The following is a 23,453-nucleotide window of genomic DNA, read 5'->3' as shown; positions in this document are numbered from 1 at the left end:
GCGCCCCTAGCCCGCGAGCTTCGCCTGCGTGGCGATGGCCCGCGTCGAGAAGTCGGTCGTCAGCGCACCGGTGTCGAGGGTGTCGTCGGCGAGGCCGAACGTGTGCTCCGCGAACCAGCTCAGCCAGACCTCCTGGCCGAGGGAGGCGCCGGGGCCGGCTTCGACGTTCTGCGCGAAGACCTGGACCGAGCCGAACTCCGGGGCCTCTACCGTGTACTGGGTGCTCACCCCGATGAAGGAGACGTCGGTGATGCGCCCCGGCCCGAGCACGTTGACCGCCGGGTCGGCCGCGGGCTCGCTCGCGTGTAGCCGCAGCTTCTCGGGGCGCACGCCCACGGTGATCGTGCCGCTGTCGCGCTCGCTCCGGCTCCGCGGCACCGTGATCCTGCTGCCGTTCAGCGAGGTGTGGATCGCAGTGTCGCTGCCGCCCGCGACCTCGACGGCGAAGAGGTTGGACTGGCCCAGGAAGTTGGCCACGAACACCGTGCGCGGCAGCTCGTAGAGCTCCTCCGGGGCGCCCATCTGCTCGATCCTGCCCCGGTTCATGACCGCCACGGTGTCGGCCATCGTCATGGCCTCCTCCTGGTCGTGGGTCACGTGCAGGAAGGTGAGGCCCACCTCCTGCTGGATGTCCTTCAGCTCGTGCTGCATCTGGCGGCGCAGCTTGAGGTCGAGCGCGCCGAGCGGCTCGTCCAGCAGCAGCAGCGCCGGTCGGTTGACGACCGCTCTCGCGAGGGCCACCCGCTGCTGCTGCCCGCCGGAGAGCTGGGCCGGCTTGCGATCGGAGACGTGGTCGAGCTCCACCAGCTTCAGCGCCTCGTGGGCCTTCGCGACCGGATCGCCGATCTTGCGGCGACGCAGCCCGAACGCGACGTTCTCGAGCACCGACATGTGCGGGAAGAGCGCGTACGACTGGAACACCGTGTTGACCGGGCGACGGTGGGGCCTGAGGTTCGTGACGTCCTTGCTGCCGATCAGGATCCTGCCGGCCGAGGGATCCTCGAGGCCCGCGACCAGGCGCAGCGTGGTCGTCTTGCCGCAGCCAGAGGGGCCGAGCAGGGCGAAGAACGATCCCGCCGGGATGTGGAGGTCGACCTGCTCGATCGCGGTGAACCCCGGATAGCGCTTCTGGATCCCGACCAGCTCGAGATCGGCGCCGGACTCTGCGAATGCTCGTGCGTCCGCCATCGTCACATCCCCAGGATCTTCGAGAACGCCGCCGAGTACTTCTTGTCCTCCTGCGGGGACAGTGTGCGGAAGCCGTGCAGACGGCTCTGCATCTCGTCGTCGGGGAAGATGAACGGATTGTCGACCTGGTCGGGATTCACCTGCTCCATCGCCTCCTGGGCGCCGTCCACGGGCGTGATGAACCAGACGTAGTCGGCGACCTGCGCCGCGACCTCGGGCTCGTAGTAGTAGTCGATGAGCTGGTTGACGAGCGGCACGTTGTCCTCGCTCGTGCCGTTCGGGATCACGAACGCGTCGGCGGCGAGGGTGCCGCCGGCCTCGGGGATCTCGAACGACCAGCGGTCGCCGGATTCGCTGTTCAGGATCGCGATGTCGCCCGACCAGGCGATCGCCGCGAGGGTGTCGTCCTTCTCCAGATCCTGCGTGTAGGAGTTGCCCTTCACCTGGGCGATCTGCCCGCTCTTCAGCCCGTCGTCGAGCCACGCCAGCGCGGCGTCGAACTCGGCGTCGCCCCAGTCGCCCGCGATGTCGACGCCCTGCCCCTGCATGATCACCCCCATGGTGTCGCGCATCTCGGAGAGCACGCCCACCTTGCCCTTGAGGTCGGGGTGCATCAGGTCGTCCAGGCTGCGGATGCCGTTCGGCACGGCCTCCTTGTTCCACACCATTCCCGCCATGACCCCCTGCCACGGCATGGAGTACTGACGGCCGGGGTCGGCGGTGTTCGCGTCGACCATCGACGGGATGAGCCGATCGGTGTTCGGCATGTCGGCGCGGTCGAGCTTCTGGATCTGCCCGTCCTGGACGAGGCGCCCGATGAGCCAGTCGCTCGGGCAGATCACGTCGTACCCGGTGTCCTGATCCAGCGCCAGCTGGTCCTTGATCTTGCCGTAGAACGTGTTGTTGTCGTCGATGTCCTCGATGTACTGCACGTCGATGTTGGTCTCCGCCATGAAGGCGTCGAGCGACGGCCAGGTCTGCGTCTCCTCGTCGAAGTCGAGGTAGTAGGTCCAGTTGCCCCAGACGATCGATCCCGCGGAGCCGTCTCCCTGCTCGACCGAGCCGCCCCCGCCGGAGGAGCAGGAGCTGAGCGCCAGGGCCCCCGCGCTCGCGCCGCCCATCAGGGCCCCGCGCAGCAGGGTGCGGCGGTCCATCCTGGCCTTGTTCATCAGAGCGATCAGCCGGCGCACCATCGGATCTTCTGGCATGCGACTTGCCATGGGAGAACTCCTTTGTCTCTCGGAACTGCTGCCGGCGGGGACCGGGGCGCATCGGCGCTGCCGCATGCTCCCCCCGCCGGTCAGGTGCTCCGAATATGGCACAGCGCGCGGGCCCCTGCCAAGCTCTGCGCGCTCCGGCAACACGATCTTCATGAAACAGTTACATTTTTGTTGATCGGCCACTATATCCGAACCGCTCGCGGCGGATCGCGAAGGAGAATCGCCGCGAGACTCGCGTCGCCGCCGCGGCCGTGAGATCCTGTACGCGCAGGGCGGCGGAGCGCGGGCGCGCACGGCCCGCGAGCAGCCGAAGAGGAGCCCGGCGTTTGCACGCATCGCCTGCTCGGAGTGGGCAAATACTCCGAATGATCCGAATCGATCTTCGGATTCCTTTGCTTTTTCCGCTTTCGACTGTCAGAATCGGTGGCGTGAGCGGCAAGAAGAACTCTCCGGTGCTCGACGCCACGTCGAAGGCCATCATCGAACAGCTCCAGCTCGATGGCCGTCGCTCGTACGCCGAGATCGGCAAGGCGGTGGGCCTCAGCGAGGCCGCCGTGCGCCAGCGCGTGCAGAAGCTCACCGACGCCGGGGTCATGCAGATCGTCGCCGTGACCGACCCGATGCGGCTCGGCTTCAGTCGGCAGGCGATGCTCGGCATCCGCGTCTCGGGCGACACCCGCGCCGTCGCCGACGCTCTCGCGGACATGGCGGAGGTCGACTACGTCGTCCTCACCGCCGGCTCCTTCGACATCATGGCGGAGGTGGTCTGCGAGGACGACGACCGCCTGATCGAGCTGCTGAACCAGAAGATCCGCGCGATCGACGGCGTCGCCGCCACGGAAACGTTTGTTTACCTCCAACTCAAGAAACAGAAATACGACTGGGGAACACGATAACCATGTCCTACGATCCCACCGCCGCGGTAGACACCGCCGCACTGCAGGCCAAGGCGGCCGGCCACCTGTGGCCGCACTTCACCTCGCGCAAGGTGCTCAACGACGGCATCCCCGTCATCACCCGCGCCGAGGGCCACAAGATCTACGACGCCGCCGGCAAGGAGTACATCGACGGCCTCGCGGGCCTCTTCGTGGTGAACGCGGGCCACGGCCGCGAGCGCATCGTGCAGGCTGCGGCCAAGCAGATGCAGCAGCTCGACTTCATGCCGCTGTGGTCCTACGCCCATCCCGCCGCGATCGAGCTCTCCGAGCGCCTCGCGAGCTACGCGCCCGGTGAGATGAACAAGGTCTTCTTCACCACCGGCGGCGGCGAGGCCGTGGAGTCCGCCTTCAAGCTCTCCAAGCACTACTGGAAGCTCAAGGGCCAGCCGATGAAGCACAAGGTCATCTCGCGCGCGGTCGCCTACCACGGCACCCCGCAGGGCGCGCTGGCCATCACCGGCATCCCCGACATGAAGAAGTTCTACGAGCCGCTGACCCCGGGCGGTCACCGCGTGCCGAACACCAACTTCTACCGCGCCGACGAGATGGGCGCCCCCTCGGACGACCTCGAGGCGTTCGGCCAGTGGGCCGCGAACCGCATCGAGGAGGCGATCCTCTTCGAGGGTCCCGAGACCGTCGCGGCCGTGTTCCTCGAGCCGGTCCAGAACTCGGGCGGCTGCTTCCCGCCGCCCCCCGGCTACTTCAAGCGCGTGCGCGAGATCTGCGACCAGTACGACGTGCTGCTCGTGAGCGACGAGGTCATCTGCGCCTACGGCCGCGTCGGCGACTTCTTCGCCTCGAAGGCCCTCGGCTACGAGCCCGACATCATCACCTCGGCGAAGGGCATCACCTCCGGGTACGTGCCCCTCGGCGCGATGATCGTCGCCGACAAGGTCTCGGAGCCCTTCCTGTCCGAGGACAACACCTTCTACCACGGCTTCACCTTCGCCGGCCACCCGGCCGCGGCGGCGGCCGCCCTCGAGAACCTCGACATCTTCGAGGAGGAGGACCTCAACGGCCGCGTCCGCGAGAACAGCCCACTGTTCCGCGCCGAGCTCGAGAAGCTGCTCGACATCGACATCGTCGGCGACGTGCGCGGCGAGGGCTACTTCTTCGGCATCGAGCTCGTCAAGGACAAGGCGACCAAGGAGACCTTCAACGAGGAGGAGTCGAACCGGCTGCTCCGCGACTACCTGTCCCCCGCGCTCTGGGAGGCCGGCCTCTACTGCCGCGCCGACGACCGGGGAGACCCCGTCATCCAGCTCGCGCCTCCGCTGACCATCGGCCCGGCCGAGTTCGCGGAGATCGGCGGGATCCTGCGCAGCGTGCTCAAGGACGCTTCCTCGAAGATCTGATCCCTCTGCACCGCGTGCGGCCCGTCTCGCCTCGGCGAGGCGGGCCGCACGTCGTTTCCGGCGCCGATCAGTAGCCGAGCGCCAGGCCGTCGCCGCGCGGATCGGCCCCGCCCTCGAGGAAGCCGTTCTCGGTCCGTCGGATCGCCTGGGCGTGCCCCGTGTTGTCGTCCCAGTCGGGCAGCATCCGCACGGGCTGCCCGAGCCGCTCGAGCTCGTGGACCACGGGGTCCGGGATGCGGCCCTCGAGCCACAGGTCCTGCGACTCGCTCCCCCAGGTGCGCCCCGTCAGCCACCGCGGGGCCTCGATGGCTTGCTGCACGTCGTAGCCGAAGTCGAGCATCCTGGTGATCATCGCCACCTGCGTCTGCGGCTGCCCCTCACCGCCCATGCTGCCGAGCGCGGCCCAGGGCTCGTCGCCGTCGAGCATCATGGCCGGGATGAGCGTGTGGAAGGTGCGCTTGTCGGGTTCGAGCGAGTTGTGGTGCTCGGCGTCGAGCTCGAAGAAGGAACCGCGGTTCTGCAGCAGCACCCCCGTGCCCTCGGCGACCACCCCCGAGCCGAAGTCGTGGTAGATCGACTGGATGAGCGAGACGAACGTGCCGTCCTCGTCGACCGCGCTGAGGTAGCAGGTGTCGCCGCCCGGCACGGCCCGCTCGCCCGTCCACCCGCCCGGCACGCCGGAGGGGACGTCGCCCATGTCGAGCGAGGCGTCCCGCGCGATCTCCGCCGATCGCCCCCGCAGATAGTCCGAGCCGAGCAGTTCCTCGACGGGCACGTGCTCGTGGTCGGGGTCCGTGAGCCACGCGTCCCGATCCGCGAAGGAGAGCTTCGTCGCCTCGATGACGTGGTGGAGGTAGTCGACGCCGAGGTCGGACCATGAGGCCACGTCGTAGTTCTCGATCATGCCAAGGATCTGCAGCACCGTGAACCCCTGGGTGTTCGGGGGCAACTGCGCGACGGTCTTGCCCCGGTAGCCGCCCAGGATCGGGTCCACCCACTCGGCCGCGTAGCCCGCGAAATCGTCGGGCTCCAGCGGGCTGCCGTCGATCCCCGCGCACAGCCGCTCCGCGACCTCGCCCTCGTAGAACGCGCCGCGGGCGCCGCGATCGGCGACCAGCTCCAGGGTGCGGGCGAGGTCCGGGTTGCGCAGGCGCTCGCCGAGCCGAAGCGGCCGGCCGTCGGAGAGGAAGACGCGCGACGACTCGGCGCAGTCCCGCAGCAGTCCGGCGTCCTTCGGATACCACGAGGCGAGCGACCGGCCGACGGCGAACCCCTCCCGCGCCAGCCGGATGGCGTCGGCGAACAACTCGCTCCAGTCGAGACGGCCGTGGCGCTCGTGCGCGATCCGCCAGCCGTCGACGGCGCCCGGCACGGTGAGCGCCGCTGCCGGTCCCCGGTCGGGGATGGCGTCGGTCCAGCCGCGCTGCGCGTACCAGTCCCGGTGGGCCGCCGCCCCCGCCGGGCCGCTCGCGTTGAGGGCCTCGAGCGGGGTGCCCGGACGCTTGATGAGCGCGAAGGCGTCGCCGCCGAGCCCGGCCATGTGCGGGTAGACGACGCAGAGCACGGCGTTCGCGGCGATGGCGGCGTCGACCGCCGATCCGCCTCGGCGGAGGGCGACCACCCCGGCCTCCGTCGCAAGGGCGTGGGGCGTCGCGACCATCCCCCTCTCGGCCACCGCGGGCGGTCGTCCGGTCAGCGGTCCATCGGCGTGCATGGTCAGTCCTCCTCGGTCGGTGCGAAGCGCAGCACGGTGAGGGCCGCCGCGCCCACGGTGAACACGGCGCCCCCGGCGACGCCGCCGGCGAGCGCCTCGGCGTTGCCGGCCCACGCCAGCAGCGGCAGCGAGGCGACCATGGCCACCACCGCCGCGATCTGCCAGGTATCGGTCGACATGCGGGATTCCTTTCGTCGTGACGATCAGATGAGCGTGAAGAGCATGGTCGCGATCCCGACGAGGATCGCGACGGGAACCATCCAGAGGGCGGCGATGCGCAGGAGACTCCCCTCCTGCCCAGCGATCCCGACCGCGCTCGCGCCGAGCGTCAGGTTCACCGGGGCCACCACGTTGCCGATGGATCCACCGGCGTTCTGCCCGGCGAGCACGGCGGCCTGCGGCAGGTCGAGGGAGCGGGAGACCGCGTCCTGCAGCGGGGCGAAGAGGATGTTCGACGACGTGCTGCTGCTCGTGACGAGCGCGCCGACGACACCGACGAGGGGCGTGGCGAACGCGTAGACGAGGGGCGCGGTGACCTGCGCGATGCCGAGCGCGAGCACGTCCACCTGCCCGGAGTGGCTCATGACGCTCGCGAGCACGAGGAACACCACGATCGAGGCGATCGCGGGCGCCCCGTCGGAGAGCGCCGTTCGCAGGACGGGTGGGGGGTCGCTGCGATCCCGCCACTTCGCGAAGTAGCCGCGCGAGCGGTAGATCAACAGGGTCGCCAGCACCGCGAGGAGCAACAGGCCGCTCGGATGGGTGAGGGGCGTGTAGGGGGCGTAGGCGTCCTCCGCGTCGATCACGACGTCGTAGCCCGTGGTCGTCTCCGCGAAGGGCAGGGCGAACGCGAGCCGGCCGAGGAACGACTCGACCGGCGGGATGAGCAGCACCGCGACCGAGAGCACGGTGAGGATCCCGTAGGGGGTGAGGGCCATCCACAGGCTCATGACGGGCTTCGCCTCGTCCTCGGCGTCCTCCTCCGAGTCCGCCTCCTCCTCGAGCGCCGGCGTGTTCTCGAGCTCCACCGGCTCGCTGTAGCGCTTCCAGCGCGCCAGCACGAGCAGCATCAGCAGCGCGGCCGAGCCCGCGAGGAACGTCGAGAGCTCGGGGCTGAAGAAGACGACGCCCAGCTGCACGCCGCCGAGCACGAGCGTCTGCACGCCGATGAACGGCAGCGCGTGGACGACGGCGCGCCCGCGCCCGACCATCCACGCGATCCCGAGACCGCTGGCCGCGATGGGGATGAGGAGCACGAGCGCGGTGAGCACCGCGGTCATCGCCGTGTCCTCAAGCTCCACCACCTGCTCGGTCGCGAGCCAGCCGACGCCGAGGGTGCCGAAGAAGTTCGCCCACGAGTGTCCGATGAGCGCGACGAGCACGGCGTAGAGGGGCTTCACCCCGAGCGCGAGCAGGATCGGCGCCACGATCACCATGGGCGTGCCGAACCCCACGATCCCCTGGGCGAAGGAGGCGAAGATCCACCCGAAGGCGAGCACGAGGAACACCCGGTTCTTCGAGTACCGCTCCACGCCTCTCCTGATGGAGACGAAGGCCCCGGCGGCCGTGCCCACGCGGTAGAGGATGAGCGCCGCGACGACCACCAGGATGATCGGCAGCGCGTCCCAGATCCCCTTCGCGCCCGCGACCGAGAGCGTCTCCCAGGGCGTCTGGAAGAAGGTCGCGGCGATGATCACGCTCAGCGCGAGCCCGATCGGCGCCGCTTCGGGCCCCGCCCAGCGCCGCCCGACGTAGAGGAACAGCAGCACGACGATCGGGATGATCACCAGCACCCAGTGCCAGACGTCGAGGGGAAGCGCGGTGTCCGTGAGGTCGTCCTCCTGCGCGGGGGCCGTCTCGGCGATCAGCCTCGCCCTCCATGCCGAGGCGGTGTCCGCGATCCCTCTCCCGATCATGCCCACTCTCCTTCGTTCGTCGTCCGCCGGACTGCTCCGCGGGTCCGGAGGGAAGTAGTTCGGGTTAACGTAGAAAAGAGTTCGCCGACCTCGCCAGCGGGTTGTCGTCTCGCCGCAGAACCGCTACGCGCGCGCGGGCGCGCGGAGCCCGGCAGAGCCCGACCACCGCCTCCGCCCGGAGGTTAGGCTGGGGTGATGGACGAGCAGAGCACCATCTCCCCCGGCTGGTACGCGGACGGATCCGGCGCCGTCCGATGGTGGGACGGGACGGCATGGACCGAGCACACGGCTCCCGCCGCGCCGGGAGACCGGGAACCGGCGGGCCGGGAGCGAGCGACGCAGGACGTCGACCGATCCGGCGCACCTCCCCGGCGCCCGGCGCTGCCGCCTGGCGCCTCGGTCGACAACGGCTGGACCTGGACGACGGCGATCGTGCCGTTCGCGATCGCACCCGCGGTCTTCTTCTTCGACTTCTCCGGCTACATCCGGGCGACGCTGTCCGGCGACCCGTCGGGCCTGCTCGCCTACGCGGGCTATCTGCTCGGGATCACCGTCCTCAGCTGGGGCGTGATGGCCATGACCGTCGTGGCGGCGTACCGCGACTACCGCCGCCTCGTCGGCATCGGAGTCGTCCGGCCGTTCCACTGGGCCTTCGCGTTCCTCGGCGCGATCGTCTACCTCATCGGCCGGCACGTCGTGCTGCGCAAGGTCGGGGACACCCCCGGCTGGCCGCTCTGGACCCACATCGCGCTCTATGCGGCGTACCTCATCGGCATGACGGCGTGGATCGTGTGGATCACGCAGCGGGTCTTGAACGAGGTGCTCTGGTCGTACGGCATCGCACCCGGCGTCTCCTGAGCCCGCAGTTCGCGGGTCACACCGAGACGACCGAGCGCTCCTCGTGCGAGCGGATCGCCGACGCGTAGATCTCGTGAGTGCGGAGGGCCTCCTCCGGCCTGACGCAGCCGAACCGGTCGCCCAGCTGACCCGCGCGCTCCGCGAGGAAGGCGGCCCACATCTGCAGGATGGAATCGGAGAAGCCCGATTCGAAGATGCCGCCGGTCACGGTCGGCCACACCGACTGGGAACCGGCCTCGATCGCCGACCACGCCTGCTCCACGCCGCCCCCGGGCAACGTGTACGAGGTGAGCACGCGCACCTGCTTGGGGTTCTTCGTCGAGAACTCGACACCGCCCTCGAGCCCGATCGCGCGGAAGGTCCAGGTGTTCTTCTCGCCCGGCGCGATGCGCTTCATGGACACCGAGAGGGGGAACCCGCCCTCTTCCGTCTCGACGATGCCGTGCAGCTGGGCGTTCTCGAAGGTGTCGCAGACGGCAGTGCCGCCCTGGCCGTCCGGGCGCTCGGGGACGAGATCCTGCAGCACCGCGAACAGGCGATCCGGATCCCAGCCGAGGCGCAGCGGCACGTGCAGCGCGTGCAGCCCGAGATCGTTCATGACGCCCGCCTCGCCGCAGAAGCGGGCCTGGCGCTTCCAGTTGATCGGTTTCTCGAGGTCGAAGTCGCTGGAGTGCCAGAAGCTGTTCTCGGCCTCGATGACCCGACCGATCCCGCCCGACCGGACGATGTCGATCGCCATCTGCGCACCCGGGAAGAACGGCATCTCGCTCGAGCAGCGCACGAAGCTCTCGGGGTGCTCCTCGATGGACTGCACGATGCGCCTCGCCGCCGCCAGGTCGATGCCGAACGGCTTCTCGGCGAGCAGGTCCTTGCCGGCGGCGATCGCGGCCGTGTACATCGCCTCGTGCAGGTCGTGGCGGACGGCGATGTAGACGACGTCCACCTGCTCGGACGCGAGCAGCTCCTCGAAGTCGGTCGTGAAGAGCTCGACGGTGCCGAGCTGCTCGAACCACTCCATCGCGGCGGGGTTGATGTCGCACACCGCCGTGACGCGGGGCGCGCAGGGGTGGTCGATGAGCGCCGGCCAGCGCTGGATCGCGGTCGCGATCTCGCGCCCCATGAGCCCCGCGCCGACGATCCCGATGCGGACGTCCTGCGGCACTACTCCGCCCCGCCGATCATCGCGAGAGCGGTCTCGACGTCGGCGTCCTGGTGCAGCATCGCCATGAGCGCGCGGGTGATGCCGGCGGGATCGCTGTGCTGCACGATGTTGCGGCCGTAGACGAGCCCCTGGGCACCCTGGTCGAGCACGATGCGGGTGCGCTCGAGCAGCTCGCGGTCGGAGGCGCGGCCGCCGCCGCGCACCAGCACGGGCACGTCGCCCGCCATCTCGATGACGCGGTGGTACTCGGTCGCGTCGTCGCAGAAGTCCGCCTTGATGAGGTCGGCTCCGAGCTCGACGGCCTGGCGCACGAGGGTCTCGATCTTCCGCACGTCGCCGTCGACCTGGTAGGCGCCGTTCTCGCTGTTGTCGCGCATGACGAGCGGCTCGATCATGAGCGGCATCTGGTAGCGCTCGGTCTCCTTCTTCAGCGCCATGATGCTCTTGATGTTCGCCTCGCGGACGTCGGGGCGGTTCGGCAGCTGCATGAGGTTCGCGACCACGACGACCGCGTCGAGGCGCACGGCCTGCTCCACCGCGTCGGCGAAGTGGTGGCTGTAGAGGTGGTCGTCGAGCGGCACGCCGTAGACGTTGGCGATGTCGGTGCGCATCACCAGGGAGGGCTTCGCCTTGCCCGGCATCTGCTGCAGCAGGCGGCCCTGCCCGGGGGTGAGCTGGATCGCGTCGGGGTTCGCGTCGACCAGCACCGAGATCGCCCTGGCGATGTTCTCGGTCCCGTCGAGGAAGCTGCGCTCCCCGAAGAAGCCGTGGTCGATCGCGACGTCGAGCGCGCGGCCCGATTCGGGGTTGAACAGCCGGTTCAGTCGGTACATCGCCATTGGAGGTCCTTCCTGGTGGATCCTGGGGATCATGGTTCGCGAGCCATACTAGCCAACCGAGACAACGTTGTCTAGCATGGACCGGAAGGGGCCTCACCGCCCGGCCGACCCTGCTATTCTGCGCAGAAGACCGGGCCGCGAGGGGCCGCCCGACCGCGCCCGTCCGCACACAGAGGAGACCCGTTTGTTCAACATCGCCGTAGCAGGCCACGTCTGCGCAGACCTCACCCCGAAGCTGCCGCTCGGGATCGGCATGACCCCCGGCCACCTCTACGACGTCGGCCCGCTGACGATCAATCCCGGCGGCTGCATCGTCAACGTCGGGCGGGTGCTGCACGCCCTCGACGCGTCGCCGAGGCTCGCGGGCATGGTCGGCGACGACGACCTCGGCCGGGCGGTCGTGCGCGACATCGCCGGGACCGGGCTCGACACGAGCGAGATCCGCGTGTCCGACGGCTCGGGCACCTCGTACTCGATCGTCATCGAGCCGGCCGGCATGAACCGGAGCTTCTGGCACCACACCGGGGCCAACGGCGAGTTCGACGGCACGGGGGTCGATCTCGCGGGCATCGACCTGCTCCACGTCGGCTACCCGTCCCTCGTGCCGGGACTGCTCACCGACGACGGGGCCCCGCTCGTCGCCCTCATGCAGCGCGCGCGCCGGGAGGGGGTCACGACCTCGCTCGACCTGGCCGTCGTCGACCAGACCTCGCCCATCGGGCAGCTCGACTGGCACGGCATCCTCGCGCGCACGCTCCCCGAGGTCGACGTGTTCTCGCCGAGCCTCGACGACCTCACCTCGGCGCTCGAGACCGGGCCGGTGTCGACGAAGGAGGGGCTGCTCGCCCTCGCCGACGAGATGATCGAGGCCGGGGCGGGCATCGTGATGCTCTCGGCCGGCGAGGACGGCCTGCTCGTGCGGGTCGCCTCCGCCGAGCGTCTGGCGGCGGGCGGCCGTGTGCTGGAGTCGCTCTCCGACGCGTGGGCCGGCTCCACCAGCTGGGCTCCCGCCCGCGACATCGCTCAGGTCGTCACGACCAACGGGGCCGGAGACTCCGCCTCGGCCGGTCTGCTCTACGGCATCGCATCCGGGCTCGGGCCCGAGCAGGCGGCGGGCACCGCCACGCTGGTCGCGTCGCAATGGATCCAGGGCCTGCCGATCGCCGCCGGCGGTGCGGGGCGGAACTGAGGGCGAGCCTCGGCATGGCAAGCTAGGAGGGTCCAACCGCGCATCGCCGAATCCGAGGAGGCCACGTGGGCGACTCCGCTCCCGCAGGCAAGCCGCGTCGCCCGACCATCACCGATGTCGCCAAGCTGGCGGGCGTCAGCATCAAGACGGTGTCGCGGGTGATGAACGGCGTCGCGACCGTCGATCCCGAGCTGGCCGATCGGGTGCGCGTCGCCGTGGCCGAGCTCGGGTACCGCCCCAACTACCTGGCGTCGAAGCTGAAGTCGGGAGAGTCCACGCAGACCATCGCGATGATCGCGAAGAACCTGTCGAGCGAGTTCACCGTCGCGGCCGTGTCGGGCGTGGAGACCGTCGCGAAGCGGCACACCGCGCACCTCATCACCGCGAGCACCGCCGAATCCGACTCGAGCGAGGAGGACCTGGCGCTCGCCGCGGGGCTGGCGCAGCGCCGAATCGACGGGCTCATCGTCATGCCGACGGGGGGCGACTACCGCGCGCTGCAGCGGGAGATCGACGCCGGGATCCCCGTCGTCTTCATCGACCGCGAACCCGAGGGCATCACCGGCGACATCGTCGCCTTCGACAACGCCGGCGGATCCCGGGCCGCGATCTCCGCGCTCATCGCCGAGGGCCACGAGCGCATCGCCCTGCTGTTCAGCACGATGGCGATCACGACCATGCGGGAGCGCAGACGCGGCTGCGGAGACGCGCTTCGCGAGGCCGGCTTCCTGCTCTCGCAGGCCCCGGCGGTCATCGGCCTGATGGATCGCGCGGCTGCGGCCCGGGCCGTCGCCCACCTGCTCGACGCGGCGAACCCGCCGACCGCCATCTTCTGCGCGAACGCCGAGATCATGGTCGGCGCCGCGACCGAGGTGATGAGCCGCGGTGCCGAGGTCGCCGTCGCGGGCTTCGGGAAGTCGGGCTTCGCCGATCTGCTCCCCCTCCCCCTCACCGTGGTGGAGGCCGACGGCTTCGAGCTCGGCCGGGCCGCGGCGACGCTCCTCTACAAGCGCATCCAGCGCAGGCAGCGCCCCGGGCCGGATCCTCAGCGCGTGATCCTGCCCGTTCGCCTGCGCCGCACGGAGGCGGTCAGCCGCGGTACGCGTAGGTGAAGCTGCCGCGGTACTCCACGACCGTGCCGAGGACGGGGTTCCTCACGGCGGCGGAGATGGTGCGGACGCCGCGCGCCGCGTCGTAGCCGTCCTCCACCTCGGCCAGCACGGAGAGCAGCCGGGGCAGCCGCACGCTCCTCCTCCCCACGCGCAGCCGCGTCCCGCGGGATTCCATCCTCAGGTGCCCCTCGGCCGTCACGGCGCAGACCAGCTCGAGCTCGATCCGCCCCCGCGCGCCGAGCACGTTCCGCAGCGCGCCCGCCGGCCCTCCGCCGTAGAGCACGTCGACGAACCGCTGCTCCCCCGAGCGGAAGCGGAAGATCCGCTCCGCGGCGAGCGCGAGACTCCCGTCGGCGAGCCGCAGCGGGCGATTGACCACCGTGAACGGCACGTTCCGCTCGTAGCGCGACACCAGCAGGTCGGGCCCCGTGAACGGCCGCAGCAGCGCCACGAGCCGGCGATAGGGGCTGCCCGCGATCTCGAACACCCCCTCGCCGACGCCGTGGTGCGATCCCCGATCGTCGTCGCCGCGCGGCGGCCCCGCGACGTACTCGAAGACCTCGGGGCGCAGGCGCCGCACCTCCTCCTCGCCCAGCACCCGGGTGAACACCGACTCCCGGGCGTTCACTCGCGCGGCTCCTCGCGGTACGGCTTGACCGAGGCCGGAGCCTCCAGACGCTCGGGGAACTCGCACGCGAACTCGCCCCGATAGCCGAAGAGCCTGCCGAGCAGGCGATTGCGCACCTCGAGGTCGATCACGTACACCTCGCGCTCGTCGTCGAAGTGCTCGGTGAGGTGCGCCGACCCCGTGAAGAGCCGCGGGAATCGGAACGCCAGGGGCCCCTCGTAGAAGCGCTGCTCGCCCGACGCCAGCCGCAGGCCGCCGTGTTCGGTGACGCCGAGCTCGAGGTCAACGGCCAGGTGCTGGTGCGTCCCCAGGTAGTCGACGATCCGCGCGCGCCGCTCGCTGTAGATCATGGTGGCGTCGAAGCGGCGGCGGCGGCCCCGCCGCACCTCCATCGTGCGCACGAAGGTGACCGTCTCGCGCCCGAATCCGTCGATGTACGCGTGGTTGTCGATGCGGAAGGGCACGTTCCGCCCCTGCTCGGGGAACATGATGTTGCGCAGCGACCCCAGCCGCAGAAACGGCACCGTCCACCACGGGCCCCGGCGCATCTCGGTCATCACGCCATGACCGATGCAGCCGTATCCGGCTCCCACGCCCACGCCGAAGCGGCGCTGCATCTGCGGGTGGAGACGCTCGAAGTCCGCTCCGAGCGCGAGCCTGAAGATGCCCTCGGTGGTGGTCATCGGCGCCCGATCCTTCCCAGCGCCTCGGGCGCCCCCTGCATGATCGTGCGCCCGGTCCGGCGCTCCGGCCGCGACCGGCAGTTCCGCGCTCGCGCTCGGAGTCCGCCCGGGCGCCACCCGCGCCACGGCCGCACCCGCTCGGGTTCGACGCCGTCCTCCGCCCACAGCCGCAGCCGGTCGAAGCTCCACGCCGTCAGCCGCCACACGAGGCGGCGGGTGAGGAGCGGGTCGAGCACCCGGCCGAGGATCCCCCAGCCCGGCGCGTAATCGTAGCCCGTGCAGAACCGCACGCCCTCGTCGGTGGGAACGTAGCGCCAGTACCCGCGCCCGCTCGCGAGCGGGGAGAGCGCGCTCCCGCTCTCGAAGACGAGCGCCGAGGTGCGCTCGCCGCCGCGGCCGCGCCGCTCGCCGAGCGAGACGCCCGTGCCGCGGATCGTCCACGGGCCGACCCTCAGCTCGTAGCGGAACTCCGCGGCGCCGTCCGCGCGCACGCGAAGCGGGACGATCGCGCTGAAGCGCGCGTCCCACCTGGCATGCAGCTCGGGATCCTGCGTCAGTTCCCACACGCGCTCCATCGGGGCGCGGATCAGCGTCTCGACGTAGAGGGCGCGGTCTCGGGGCCGGCGTGGAGATCGTGGCATGCCACCCAGGGTATCGAGCGGCACCGCCGGGGAAAGCCCGGTTGGGGCGTGCGGCCCTCGCGCCGCGGTCTCCTGCTGCTCGGGCGGCTCGGCTCCCGGCTCTCGACGCTCGCCCGCTGACGCGGCTCAGGCGGCGAACGCAGAAGCGCCCGCCCCCAGCGGGGACGGGCGCTTCGCAGACGGTGCCGGGCGATGCCGGATCCGGGACTATCGACGCAGGCCGAGGCGCTCGATGAGCGAACGGTAGCGGTTGATGTCGACGTTCTGCAGGTATCCCAGCAGCCGGCGACGCTGACCGACGAGCAGCAGGAGACCGCGGCGCGAGTGGTGATCGTGCTTGTGGGTCTTCAGGTGCTCGGTCAGATCCTTGATCCGGCGGGAGAGCATCGCCACCTGCACCTCGGGGGAACCGGTGTCGCCGGGGTGGGTCGCGTACTCTTCGATGATCGCCTTCTTGACCTCTGCGGGCAGTGCCATAGGGATCCCCTCTCTCTTGCTGCGCGGCGCCGTCAGCGGGATGCTGGGGCTCTCTTTATCCGCGGCCGTTCTGACGGCAACCTGTACATCTTAGCACCCTCCCGACCCTCCATGCGCCGCTCGACTCGGGGACGCTTCAGCACGGTTCTCGACGGATCCACGCGCAGAAGCGTCCCCGAGTTCGTCGGCGCCGCAGCCGGACTCCCGTGCTCCGCTCCCCCGAAACACGGCGCCGCATCCGTTTCAGAACGGTTACGACGAGGAAATGGCGAAGACACGCCTCCGAAACAGCCGCCGCGCACACTGGGTGCAGAAACGGATCCGGGCTCGCCCGGGGAAAGGCGGCAGCAATGGAAGCCACAGACGTCTGGATGCTGGCGAGCACGGCGCTCGTCCTCATCATGACCCCGGGCCTCGCGCTCTTCTACGGAGGCCTCGTCCGGGTGCGCTCGGTCGTCAACATGATGCTCTTCAGTGTGAGCGCCATGGGCGTCGTCGCGGTGCTCTGGATCCTCTTCGGCTACGGAATGAGCTACTTCGCCGACGGCGAGGGCGGCTGGTTCTCGGGCAGCCCGCTCAAGGACTTCGGCCTCATCAGCACCGACTCGGCCGACTTCATCGGCATCGGCTTCGGGGCGGTCTTCGCGATGATCACGACCGCGCTGATCTCGGGGGCCATCGCAGATCGCGTCGGCCTCGGCTCCTGGGTGCTGTTCTCGGGCGTGTGGGCCACGCTCGTGTACTTCCCGGTGGCGGCCTGGGTGTGGGGCGGCGGCTGGATCATGAGCCTCGGCGGCTGGCTGGGCACCCCCGAGGTCATCGATCTCGCCGGCGGAACCGCGATCCACATCAACGCCGGCGCCGCGGCCCTCGCCCTCGCGATCGTGGCCGGCAAGCGTCGCGGCTTCGCCCCGGGCTCGCACCGCCCCCACAGCGTGCCGCTCGTCACGATCGGCGCCGCGCTGCTGTGGTTCGGCTGGATCGGTTTCAACTCGGGGCTCGCGACGGAGCTCGGCGAGGCCGGCCTGATCCTGCTCAACACCATCGGCGCCCCGGCTGCGGGCATCCTCGGCTGGCTGGCCGTCGACGCGCTCCGCGGCAGGAAGCCCGGGGTCGTGGGCGCCTCCTCCGGCGCGATCGCGGGCCTCGTGGCGATCACGCCCTCGGCCGCGAACCTCGCCCCCGTCTGGGCGCTGCTGCTCGGCCTCATCGCCGGCGGCGTGTGCGCCTTCGCGATCGACTGGAAGTACCGCCTGGGCTACGACGACTCGCTCGACGTGGTGGGCCTGCACCTGGTCGCCGGCGTGCTCGGCACCCTGTACCTCGGCTTCTTCGCCTTCGACGACGGCCTGTTCATGGGCGGCGACGCCGGGCTGCTGATGGTCCAGGCGATCTCGGTGGTCGGCGTGATGCTCTACTCCTTCGTGGTGTCGCTGCTCATCGCCCTCGGCGTGAAGGCGCTCACCGGCCTGCGCGTCCCGCCGGAGGTCGAGGAGGCCGGGATCGACGGCCACGCCCACGGCGAGGAGGCCTACGCGCTGATCGATGCTCCCGCAGCGGCCGTCGAGGCGGCGACCGTGAGCGCCGAGGCGGCCTCGGAGATGCGAACGCCGGCTCCCGCCGCGAACCGCTGACCGTCCGCAACGCCCGGGCCCCGGCCCGCCTCGGCCCCTCCGGCCGTCGCGGGACCGGGGCCCGGGTGCGTCCCGTCGGGACTGCCGCCGGCCCCGGCGGCCCCGATCGCCGCGGCGCGGCCGGGCCGTCGAACAGGACTAGGCTCAACAGCATGACCGCAACCGACACCACCGCGCTCGACACCACCCCGCAGGAGCTCGCCGCGCTGGCCGCCGAACTGGCGACCGCAGTGGGCGAGCAGGTGCAGCGCATGCGCGAGGACGGGGTCGCCGTCGCGGCCACGAAGTCGAGCGCGACCGACGTGGTGACGGCGGCGGATCGCGAGGCGGAGCGGCTCCTCGTCGAGGCGATCGTGCGGGCGAGGCCCGGCGACGGCATCCTCGGCGAGGAGGGCGCGGGCCGCGAGGGGACGAGCGGCATCACCTGGGTGATCGACCCCATCGACGGAACGGTCAACTACCTGTACGGCATCCCCGCCTACGCCGTCAGCGTCGCCGCCACCGTCGTCGACCCGCACGCCTTCGCCGACGGCCGGCGAGCGGTGGCCGGGGCCGTGTACAACCCGCGCACGAACGAGCTGTTCGACGCGTGGGAGGGCGGGGGCGCGCGCCTGAACGGCGATCCCATCCGCGTCTCCGGCGTCGCGGACCTCGGCCTCGCCCTCGTGGGCACCGGCTTCGGCTACACGGTCGAGCGGCGTACCGAGCAGGCCGCGGTGGTGGCCCGGCTGATCCCCCGCGTGCGCGACATCCGCCGGATCGGATCGGCCGCCTACGATCTCTGCGGCCTCGCCGCCGGGCGGCTCGACGGGTTCTACGAGCGCGGCCTGAACCCCTGGGACTACGCCGCCGCGGCCCTCATCGCACGCGAGGCCGGCGCGGCGCTGCTCGGCCGCGACGCGGACACCCCTCCCGGCGAGCCGCTGCTCGTCGCGGCGGCTCCGGGCCTCGCCGAGCAGCTGCGCGCCGCACTGGGCTGAACCTCGCGCTGAGCCGAACCGCGCTCGTTGGGTCGAACCGCGCTCGCTGGAGGCGGTGCGGACGCGCTGGGTGCGGCGCGGCGCCGGCGCGGGCACGCCGAGAACCGAATTTTCGTCGGCGCAGTGCGCCGACGGACGGTCGCGACGCTCACGATGTTCGGGTGTCCGCGCCCCGATCGGCGTTTTGCTCTCGACTCAGTAACGGAGCGGTGAGGCGGCCGCCCCGGAGCTCGACCCCCGTGCCAGGATGGGCCACGAGGCCGCAGAGAGGCGGCCAGTCGAGACTCACCGAGGAGACGCACATGGCTCACCGCCCGATGCCCACCGACCCCGTGATCCGAGAGCTCGTGCGGCGAGCGCAGGCCGCCAGTTTCAGTCGCCGCCAGCTCCTCCGCGGCGCCTCTCTCGGCGCCGCCGTCCTGGGTGCGGGCTCGCTCACGGCGTGCGGCGGCGGCAGCGGCCCCGGCGACGGCTCGGGCGGCACCGTGCGCTGGGCGAACTGGACCTACTATCTGGACTACGACGAGGACGCCGGTACCTGGCCCACGCTCGACGCGTTCATGGAGCAGACCAACATCGACGTCCAGTACATCGAGGACATCGACGACAACAAGATGTTCATCGGCAAGATCAAGGACCAGCTCGAACTCGGCCAGGACACCGGCTATGACGTCTTCTGCCTCACCGACTCATCGCTGGTGCGCCTCTTCGAGAAGGATCAGCTGCGCGAGTTCGACCGGTCGCTCATGCCGAACGTCGAGGCGCAGATGATCGACATGGTGCAGCACGCCTCCTTCGACCCCGACCGCAAGCACTCGATCCCCTACCAGGCGGGCATGACGGGGCTCGTGTACAACACCCAGCTCTATCCGAAGGGCGTGCAGAGCGTCTCGGATCTCTGGAACCCCGACCTCAAGGGCAAGGTGAGCCTGCTGAGCGAGCAGGACGACACGATCGGGCTCGTGATGCTGGAGCAGGGCGTCGACATCACCGGGGACTGGGGCGACGACGAGTTCTTCGCCGGTCTCGACCTCGTCGAGCAGCAGCTGCGGAGCGGCCAGGTCGCGACGGTCAAGGGCAACTCGTACACCCAGGACCTCGAGTCGGGGGACGTGCTCGCGGGCATGGCCTGGTCCGGCGACATCGCGATCCTGAACTCGGAGGCCGGGGAGGAGATCTGGAAGTTCGTGGTGCCCGAAGCGGGCGCGACACTCTTCATCGACTCCTTCTGCATGCCGGAGGCGACCGAGGCGGCCGAGCAGGTGCACGAGCTCGTCGACTACTACTACGAGCCGGAGGTGGCGGCCGAGGTCGCCGCGTACGTCGAGTACGTCACCCCGGTGGCCGGAGCGCGGGAGGCCATGGAGAAGATCGACCCCGAGATGGCCGAGAACCCCCTCGTGTTCCCCGACGAGGAGATGTCGGCGCGCGTGTTCGACATGCGCTCGATCTCGGCGCAGGAGGACAACCGCTACGCGCAGGCCTACCAGAAGATCCTCGGCAACTAGCGCTCCGGTCCCCGATCACCCGCCCCTACCATCAGCCCTCAGAGGAACCGCCCCTCACACGCCGCACGACGCTCGCTCGAGCAGGGCGACGTCGAGGGTGATGCTGCGCTCGAGCGACCGGTCCGGGTGCTCCACCCGCTCGAAGATGCGCCGCGCCGCCAGCTCGCCCAGGCGGGCCGGGCTCTGGTCGAGAACGGTGAAGGCCGGCGTCACGGCGTCGGCGAAGGGGAAGTCCCCGAAGCCGACCACCGGCGTCGGGCGCCCCGCGAGCGCGTAGACGAGCGACATGGACGTGCGGGCGTTGGAGGAGAAGATCGCGGTCGGCGGGTCAGCGAGGGAGCGCAGTCGGTCCAGTGCGGCCCGGGCCGGCTCCCTGCGGGCGGTGTTCGCGACGACGAGGCCCTCGTCGAATGCGATCCCGGCCCGCTCGAGCGCCGCGCGGTAGCCCGCCAGCCGGTTGATCTCGGTGGAGAGATCCAGCCGGTCCCCCAGGTAGGCGATGCGCCGATGACCGTGCTCCACGAGATGCTGCGTGCCCGCCACGGCGCCGCCGCGGTCGTCGTCCGTGAAGCTGTCGGCCACGATGTCGAGCGGCGCCCGATCCACGAAGACGATCGACGTGTGCCCCTGCCACCTGGCGAGCCAGGAGTGGACGGTCCCCACCGGAGCGAGCACCAGCCCCGTCAACTGGCGAGCCAGCAGGGATTCGATCGCGCCGCGCTCCTCAGCCGGATCCTCGCCGAGGCTCGTCACGAGCGTCGAGAGGCCGTGCTCTCGGGCGACCCCCTCCACCGACCGCGCGATCGCGGCGAAGAAGGGGTCGACGATGTCGGGCACGGCCACCCCGATCGCCCGCGAGCGCCCCGAGCGGAACGTGGTGGCGAGCGCGTTCGGCACGTAGTTCAGCTCGCGCATCACGCGCTCCACGCGTGCGCGGGTCTCGGGGGTGACGTGGGGATCGTCGTTGAAGACGCGCGACACGGTCTTGGGGCTCACGCCGGCCCGTGCCGCGACCTCCCGCATCGTCGCCATGCGCCAGCTCCCCTCCCGGCCCCGCTCCGGGGCATCGACTCCAGACTATCCTCGGCCCGCCGTCAGATCCGCTCCCCCGCGACGGCCTCGGCGAGCTCGCGGAGGCGCGGCAGGGCCCGCTCGGCGAGCAGCTCGCGGCGCGTGTCCGCGGAGTACGAGAGGCTGTCCTTCCAGAGCGACCGGCCCGCCATCGCACCGGCGGCGCCGTGCGCGACGGCCGTGGCGACCTGCCCCACGAACGTCTCGTGATCCACGCCGGCCGAGAGCACGGCCCAGGGCACCCCCGCGGCGGCGTCGGTGACGGCGTCGCAGGCCTCGGCCGATCCCGGGTACTGCAGCTTGAGCACCTTCGCGCCGCACTCGACCGCGAGGCGGGCTCCCTCGGCGACGAGGCGGGGGAACGCCGCCGCGTACTCCTCGTCGCTCTCGCCCTCCAGCTGGTAGGTGAGCAGCTCGACGATCAGCAGCAGCCCCTCCGCCTCGCACTCGGCGACGAGGTCGCGGATGTCCTGCGCGACGCGGGAGTCGGCGTCCTGCCGGTCGGGCCGCGTGTACCAGAGCATCTTCGCGACGTCCGCGCCGAGCTCGCGCGCCCGCCGCGGCGTCGCGCCCGGCACGAATCGCGTGTAGCGCAGGCCGTCCACGGTCTCGAAGCCGGAGGCGTCGAGACCCACTACGAGCGCCGTGTCCCGCGCCAGGACGCCCTCGTCGACGATCGCCGGCAGGGCGACCTCGGGATCCAGCAGGATCGCGGGGGCGTGGTTGCCGAGGCCGCGGACGAGGTCCGCCTTCACCTCGGCGAGTTCCTCGCGGGTGATCGCGTCGGAGCCCTGCGGCGCGTCCTTCACGGCGGCCTTCATCCCGTTGCGCTGGTCGGCCGCGACGATGAGCATGCGGCCGTCCGGGGTCGAGATCGCCGCCATGCCGCGGCGTTCGATGGTGGTCAGATCGTTCATTGCCCTCTTCTTTCCTTCGTGGTTCCTACTCGGCTCGCGGGTGAGCCGGTGATGTCGAGCGCATCGCGGTGCGGGCGGCGCCGTAGGCGGTGTCCTGCCCTCGGGAGGAGACGGCGATGTCGGGCAGCACGCGCCCGCGCGCCCGCTGCACGGCCCGCATGCCCACCCAGCCGCCGGTCAGCAGCGACGAGGTCGCCGGCGGGATCTCCCGGTCCATGGCCTCGATGAGGATCGCGATCTCGTCGTTGCTGTGCCGCAGCGCCGCGCCGAATATCTCGGCCGGGCTCACGCCGTCGGTGCGCACCGTCATGCGGAAGACGCCGTCGTCGTTACGGGCGCCGCTGATCTCGATCCCGTCGTCCTCGAGCGCGCCCTCGTAGGGCAGCTCCATCACCGCGGCGTCGAGCGCATCCCGCCCCGCGCGATCCGAGATCCCGACCGACTGCAGCACCCGACGGAGCACGAGCCCCGACTTCACGCCCGCGACGAGCACGTGCTTGCCCGGCACCACGTGGCGCACCTCGTTGATGAGGCGCTCCGCCAGGCGGGTGCGGGCCTCGTAGCCGAGCGGGCCGTCGATGACGCGGAGCAGCACCTCCGCCGTGCCCATGGACACGTGGTAGCGATCCGGGTCGATGCCTCCGCCCGCCTCGGCGGCCACCAGGTGGTCGTGGCCGGCCACCGCCAGGCGGGCTCCGGCGAAGGGCGGTGGCACGTCCGCGCCGACCGCCCCCCACGAGTCCCCGCCGCTGCGCAGCGGAGGCAGGAAGGAGGATCCGACGCCGAGGGCCTCGAGCATGGCGGGCCAGGGCTCGCCCGTGTCCTGATCGAGCAGGCCCGTCCGCGAGGTGAGCGAGTACTCGAGGGCGACGTCGCCGCCGAGCGTCATCGCGACGAACTCGGGGAGGTTCAGCCACCGCTTGCCCTCGAGGTCCATCCCCCGGGCGCGGAGGTGCGCGAGCTTCGCGACGGTCACCTGGGCGCCGAGCGGCAGCCCCGTGCGGCCCGCGAACTCGCGGCGCACCTCGGCGGGCAGGGCGAGCGCCTCCTCGCGGCCCCTCGGATCGAACCAGGCGAAGCCGGGCGAGACCGGCGCGCCGGATCCGTCGACGAGGAAGCCCGTCTCCCCCATCCCCGCGATCGCGAGCCCGGCGATACGAGCATCGGCATCGGCATCGGCGCGATCCTCCGCGCAGACCTCTGCGAGCCGGCGGGCCGCCGCGCCGAGCAGATCCTCGATGGCCGCCGTCAGCGCGTCCGCGTCGAGCTCGGTGGTGCCGCCCGGGCCGTGCCGCCACGGCGTAGCCACCTGCTCGGTGAGCAGCTCGACGCCCTCACCGTCGAGGATCAGCAGCTTGATGCTCGTGCTGCCGAGATCCAGCCCCGCGAACAGCGGCCCGCTCACGGGCGGACCCGCCGCAGA

Annotated in this window: 22 protein-coding genes; 8 read left to right on the top strand and 14 right to left on the bottom strand. The window is 71.0% G+C overall.

Going from position 1 to position 23,453, the window contains the following annotated elements; all coding sequences use genetic code 11:
- Nucleotides 1-6: 6 nt before the first annotated feature.
- Nucleotides 7-1,188, bottom strand: a complete 1,182-nt coding sequence (locus tag JD276_RS05730; protein ID WP_200114723.1) for an ABC transporter ATP-binding protein — start codon at nucleotides 1,186-1,188, stop codon at nucleotides 7-9.
- 2 nt (nucleotides 1,189-1,190) lie between these two features.
- The gene (locus JD276_RS05725) at nucleotides 1,191-2,408 is read right to left on the bottom strand and encodes an ABC transporter substrate-binding protein (protein ID WP_200114722.1); all 1,218 of its coding nucleotides are present in this window, start codon (nucleotides 2,406-2,408) and stop codon (nucleotides 1,191-1,193) included.
- Between the two features lie 428 nt (nucleotides 2,409-2,836).
- Between JD276_RS05725 and JD276_RS05720 the strand changes: the two genes are divergently transcribed.
- Both JD276_RS05720 and JD276_RS05715 read left to right on the top strand, forming a co-directional pair.
- Nucleotides 2,837-3,304: an Lrp/AsnC family transcriptional regulator gene (locus JD276_RS05720; RefSeq protein ID WP_307866477.1), complete on the top strand. Its 468-nt coding sequence runs from the start codon at nucleotides 2,837-2,839 to the stop codon at nucleotides 3,302-3,304.
- A 2-nt stretch (nucleotides 3,305-3,306) separates the two neighbouring features.
- The gene (locus JD276_RS05715) at nucleotides 3,307-4,701 is read left to right on the top strand and encodes an aspartate aminotransferase family protein (protein WP_200114720.1); all 1,395 of its coding nucleotides are present in this window, start codon (nucleotides 3,307-3,309) and stop codon (nucleotides 4,699-4,701) included.
- Nucleotides 4,702-4,768: 67 nt separating this feature from the next.
- On the opposite strand, the gene ggt is transcribed toward JD276_RS05715, so the two are convergent.
- The 3 genes from ggt to JD276_RS05700 are packed head-to-tail and all read right to left on the bottom strand — an operon-like array spanning nucleotide 4,769 to nucleotide 8,331.
- On the bottom strand, nucleotides 4,769-6,415 hold the full coding sequence (gene ggt, locus JD276_RS05710; protein ID WP_200114719.1) for a gamma-glutamyltransferase: 1,647 nt from the start codon (nucleotides 6,413-6,415) through the stop codon (nucleotides 4,769-4,771).
- A 2-nt stretch (nucleotides 6,416-6,417) separates the two neighbouring features.
- Nucleotides 6,418-6,594 (bottom strand): hypothetical protein, encoded by a 177-nt coding sequence (locus tag JD276_RS05705; protein ID WP_200114718.1) that lies wholly within the window; start codon nucleotides 6,592-6,594, stop codon nucleotides 6,418-6,420.
- A gap of 24 nt (nucleotides 6,595-6,618) precedes the next feature.
- The gene (locus JD276_RS05700; RefSeq protein WP_200114717.1) at nucleotides 6,619-8,331 is read right to left on the bottom strand and encodes an L-lactate permease; all 1,713 of its coding nucleotides are present in this window, start codon (nucleotides 8,329-8,331) and stop codon (nucleotides 6,619-6,621) included.
- Nucleotides 8,332-8,526: 195 nt separating this feature from the next.
- On the opposite strand from JD276_RS05700, the gene JD276_RS05695 reads away from it, so the two are divergent.
- Nucleotides 8,527-9,189 carry a DUF2510 domain-containing protein gene (locus tag JD276_RS05695; RefSeq protein WP_200114716.1) on the top strand — a complete coding sequence of 221 codons (663 nt, stop codon included), beginning with the start codon at nucleotides 8,527-8,529 and terminating at the stop codon, nucleotides 9,187-9,189.
- 16 nt (nucleotides 9,190-9,205) lie between these two features.
- Here JD276_RS05695 and JD276_RS05690 read toward each other — a convergent pair whose 3' ends face one another.
- Together JD276_RS05690 and JD276_RS05685 are read right to left on the bottom strand one after the other, a co-directional pair.
- Nucleotides 9,206-10,351 carry a Gfo/Idh/MocA family protein gene (locus JD276_RS05690; protein ID WP_307866475.1) on the bottom strand — a complete coding sequence of 382 codons (1,146 nt, stop codon included), beginning with the start codon at nucleotides 10,349-10,351 and terminating at the stop codon, nucleotides 9,206-9,208.
- Complete coding sequence (locus JD276_RS05685) at nucleotides 10,351-11,190, bottom strand: class I fructose-bisphosphate aldolase (protein ID WP_200114715.1); 840 nt, start codon at nucleotides 11,188-11,190, stop codon at nucleotides 10,351-10,353. Before JD276_RS05685 ends, JD276_RS05690 begins: the two co-directional genes overlap by 1 nt.
- 184 nt (nucleotides 11,191-11,374) lie before the next feature.
- Between JD276_RS05685 and JD276_RS05680 the strand changes: the two genes are divergently transcribed.
- Nucleotides 11,375-12,379 carry a carbohydrate kinase family protein gene (locus JD276_RS05680; protein WP_200114714.1) on the top strand — a complete coding sequence of 335 codons (1,005 nt, stop codon included), beginning with the start codon at nucleotides 11,375-11,377 and terminating at the stop codon, nucleotides 12,377-12,379.
- A 65-nt stretch (nucleotides 12,380-12,444) separates the two neighbouring features.
- Nucleotides 12,445-13,491 carry a LacI family DNA-binding transcriptional regulator gene (locus tag JD276_RS05675; protein WP_200114713.1) on the top strand — a complete coding sequence of 349 codons (1,047 nt, stop codon included), beginning with the start codon at nucleotides 12,445-12,447 and terminating at the stop codon, nucleotides 13,489-13,491.
- On the opposite strand, the gene JD276_RS05670 is transcribed toward JD276_RS05675, so the two are convergent.
- From JD276_RS05670 to rpsO, 4 genes are all read right to left on the bottom strand, one after another.
- Complete coding sequence (locus JD276_RS05670) at nucleotides 13,469-14,119, bottom strand: DUF4166 domain-containing protein (RefSeq protein ID WP_200114712.1); 651 nt, start codon at nucleotides 14,117-14,119, stop codon at nucleotides 13,469-13,471. The genes JD276_RS05675 and JD276_RS05670 overlap by 23 nt on opposite strands.
- On the bottom strand, nucleotides 14,116-14,802 hold the full coding sequence (locus JD276_RS05665; RefSeq protein ID WP_200114711.1) for a DUF4166 domain-containing protein: 687 nt from the start codon (nucleotides 14,800-14,802) through the stop codon (nucleotides 14,116-14,118). Before JD276_RS05665 ends, JD276_RS05670 begins: the two co-directional genes overlap by 4 nt.
- A complete protein-coding gene (locus JD276_RS05660; protein ID WP_200114710.1) occupies nucleotides 14,799-15,443 on the bottom strand; it encodes an SRPBCC family protein in 645 nt (214 codons plus the stop codon). Before JD276_RS05660 ends, JD276_RS05665 begins: the two co-directional genes overlap by 4 nt.
- 207 nt (nucleotides 15,444-15,650) lie before the next feature.
- Nucleotides 15,651-15,920, bottom strand: a complete 270-nt coding sequence (rpsO, locus tag JD276_RS05655) for a 30S ribosomal protein S15 (protein WP_200114709.1) — start codon at nucleotides 15,918-15,920, stop codon at nucleotides 15,651-15,653.
- Between the two features lie 350 nt (nucleotides 15,921-16,270).
- On the opposite strand from rpsO, the gene JD276_RS05650 reads away from it, so the two are divergent.
- The 3 genes from JD276_RS05650 (at nucleotide 16,271) to JD276_RS05640 (ending at nucleotide 20,042) form a co-directional block, all read left to right on the top strand.
- Nucleotides 16,271-17,554 carry an ammonium transporter gene (locus JD276_RS05650; protein WP_200114703.1) on the top strand — a complete coding sequence of 428 codons (1,284 nt, stop codon included), beginning with the start codon at nucleotides 16,271-16,273 and terminating at the stop codon, nucleotides 17,552-17,554.
- A gap of 152 nt (nucleotides 17,555-17,706) precedes the next feature.
- Nucleotides 17,707-18,534: an inositol monophosphatase family protein gene (locus JD276_RS05645; protein ID WP_200114700.1), complete on the top strand. Its 828-nt coding sequence runs from the start codon at nucleotides 17,707-17,709 to the stop codon at nucleotides 18,532-18,534.
- Nucleotides 18,535-18,836: 302 nt separating this feature from the next.
- Nucleotides 18,837-20,042: an ABC transporter substrate-binding protein gene (locus JD276_RS05640; protein WP_200114699.1), complete on the top strand. Its 1,206-nt coding sequence runs from the start codon at nucleotides 18,837-18,839 to the stop codon at nucleotides 20,040-20,042.
- Nucleotides 20,043-20,096: 54 nt separating this feature from the next.
- On the opposite strand, the gene JD276_RS05635 is transcribed toward JD276_RS05640, so the two are convergent.
- The 3 genes from JD276_RS05635 to JD276_RS05625 all read right to left on the bottom strand — a co-directional run bounded on the left by JD276_RS05635 (nucleotide 20,097) and on the right by JD276_RS05625 (nucleotide 23,435).
- Nucleotides 20,097-21,074, bottom strand: coding sequence for a LacI family DNA-binding transcriptional regulator (locus JD276_RS05635; protein WP_200114698.1), 978 nt, complete (start codon nucleotides 21,072-21,074; stop codon nucleotides 20,097-20,099).
- Between the two features lie 62 nt (nucleotides 21,075-21,136).
- A complete protein-coding gene (locus JD276_RS05630; protein ID WP_200114697.1) occupies nucleotides 21,137-22,030 on the bottom strand; it encodes a hypothetical protein in 894 nt (297 codons plus the stop codon).
- Between the two features lie 25 nt (nucleotides 22,031-22,055).
- A complete protein-coding gene (locus JD276_RS05625) occupies nucleotides 22,056-23,435 on the bottom strand; it encodes an FGGY-family carbohydrate kinase (RefSeq protein ID WP_200114695.1) in 1,380 nt (459 codons plus the stop codon).
- Nucleotides 23,436-23,453 lie beyond the last annotated feature (18 nt).

The sequence above is a fragment of the Leucobacter chromiisoli genome, from assembly GCF_016522505.1.
GTDB lineage: Bacteria > Actinomycetota > Actinomycetes > Actinomycetales > Microbacteriaceae > Leucobacter > Leucobacter chromiisoli.
This window is presented reverse-complemented; position numbering and strand designations above follow the sequence as displayed.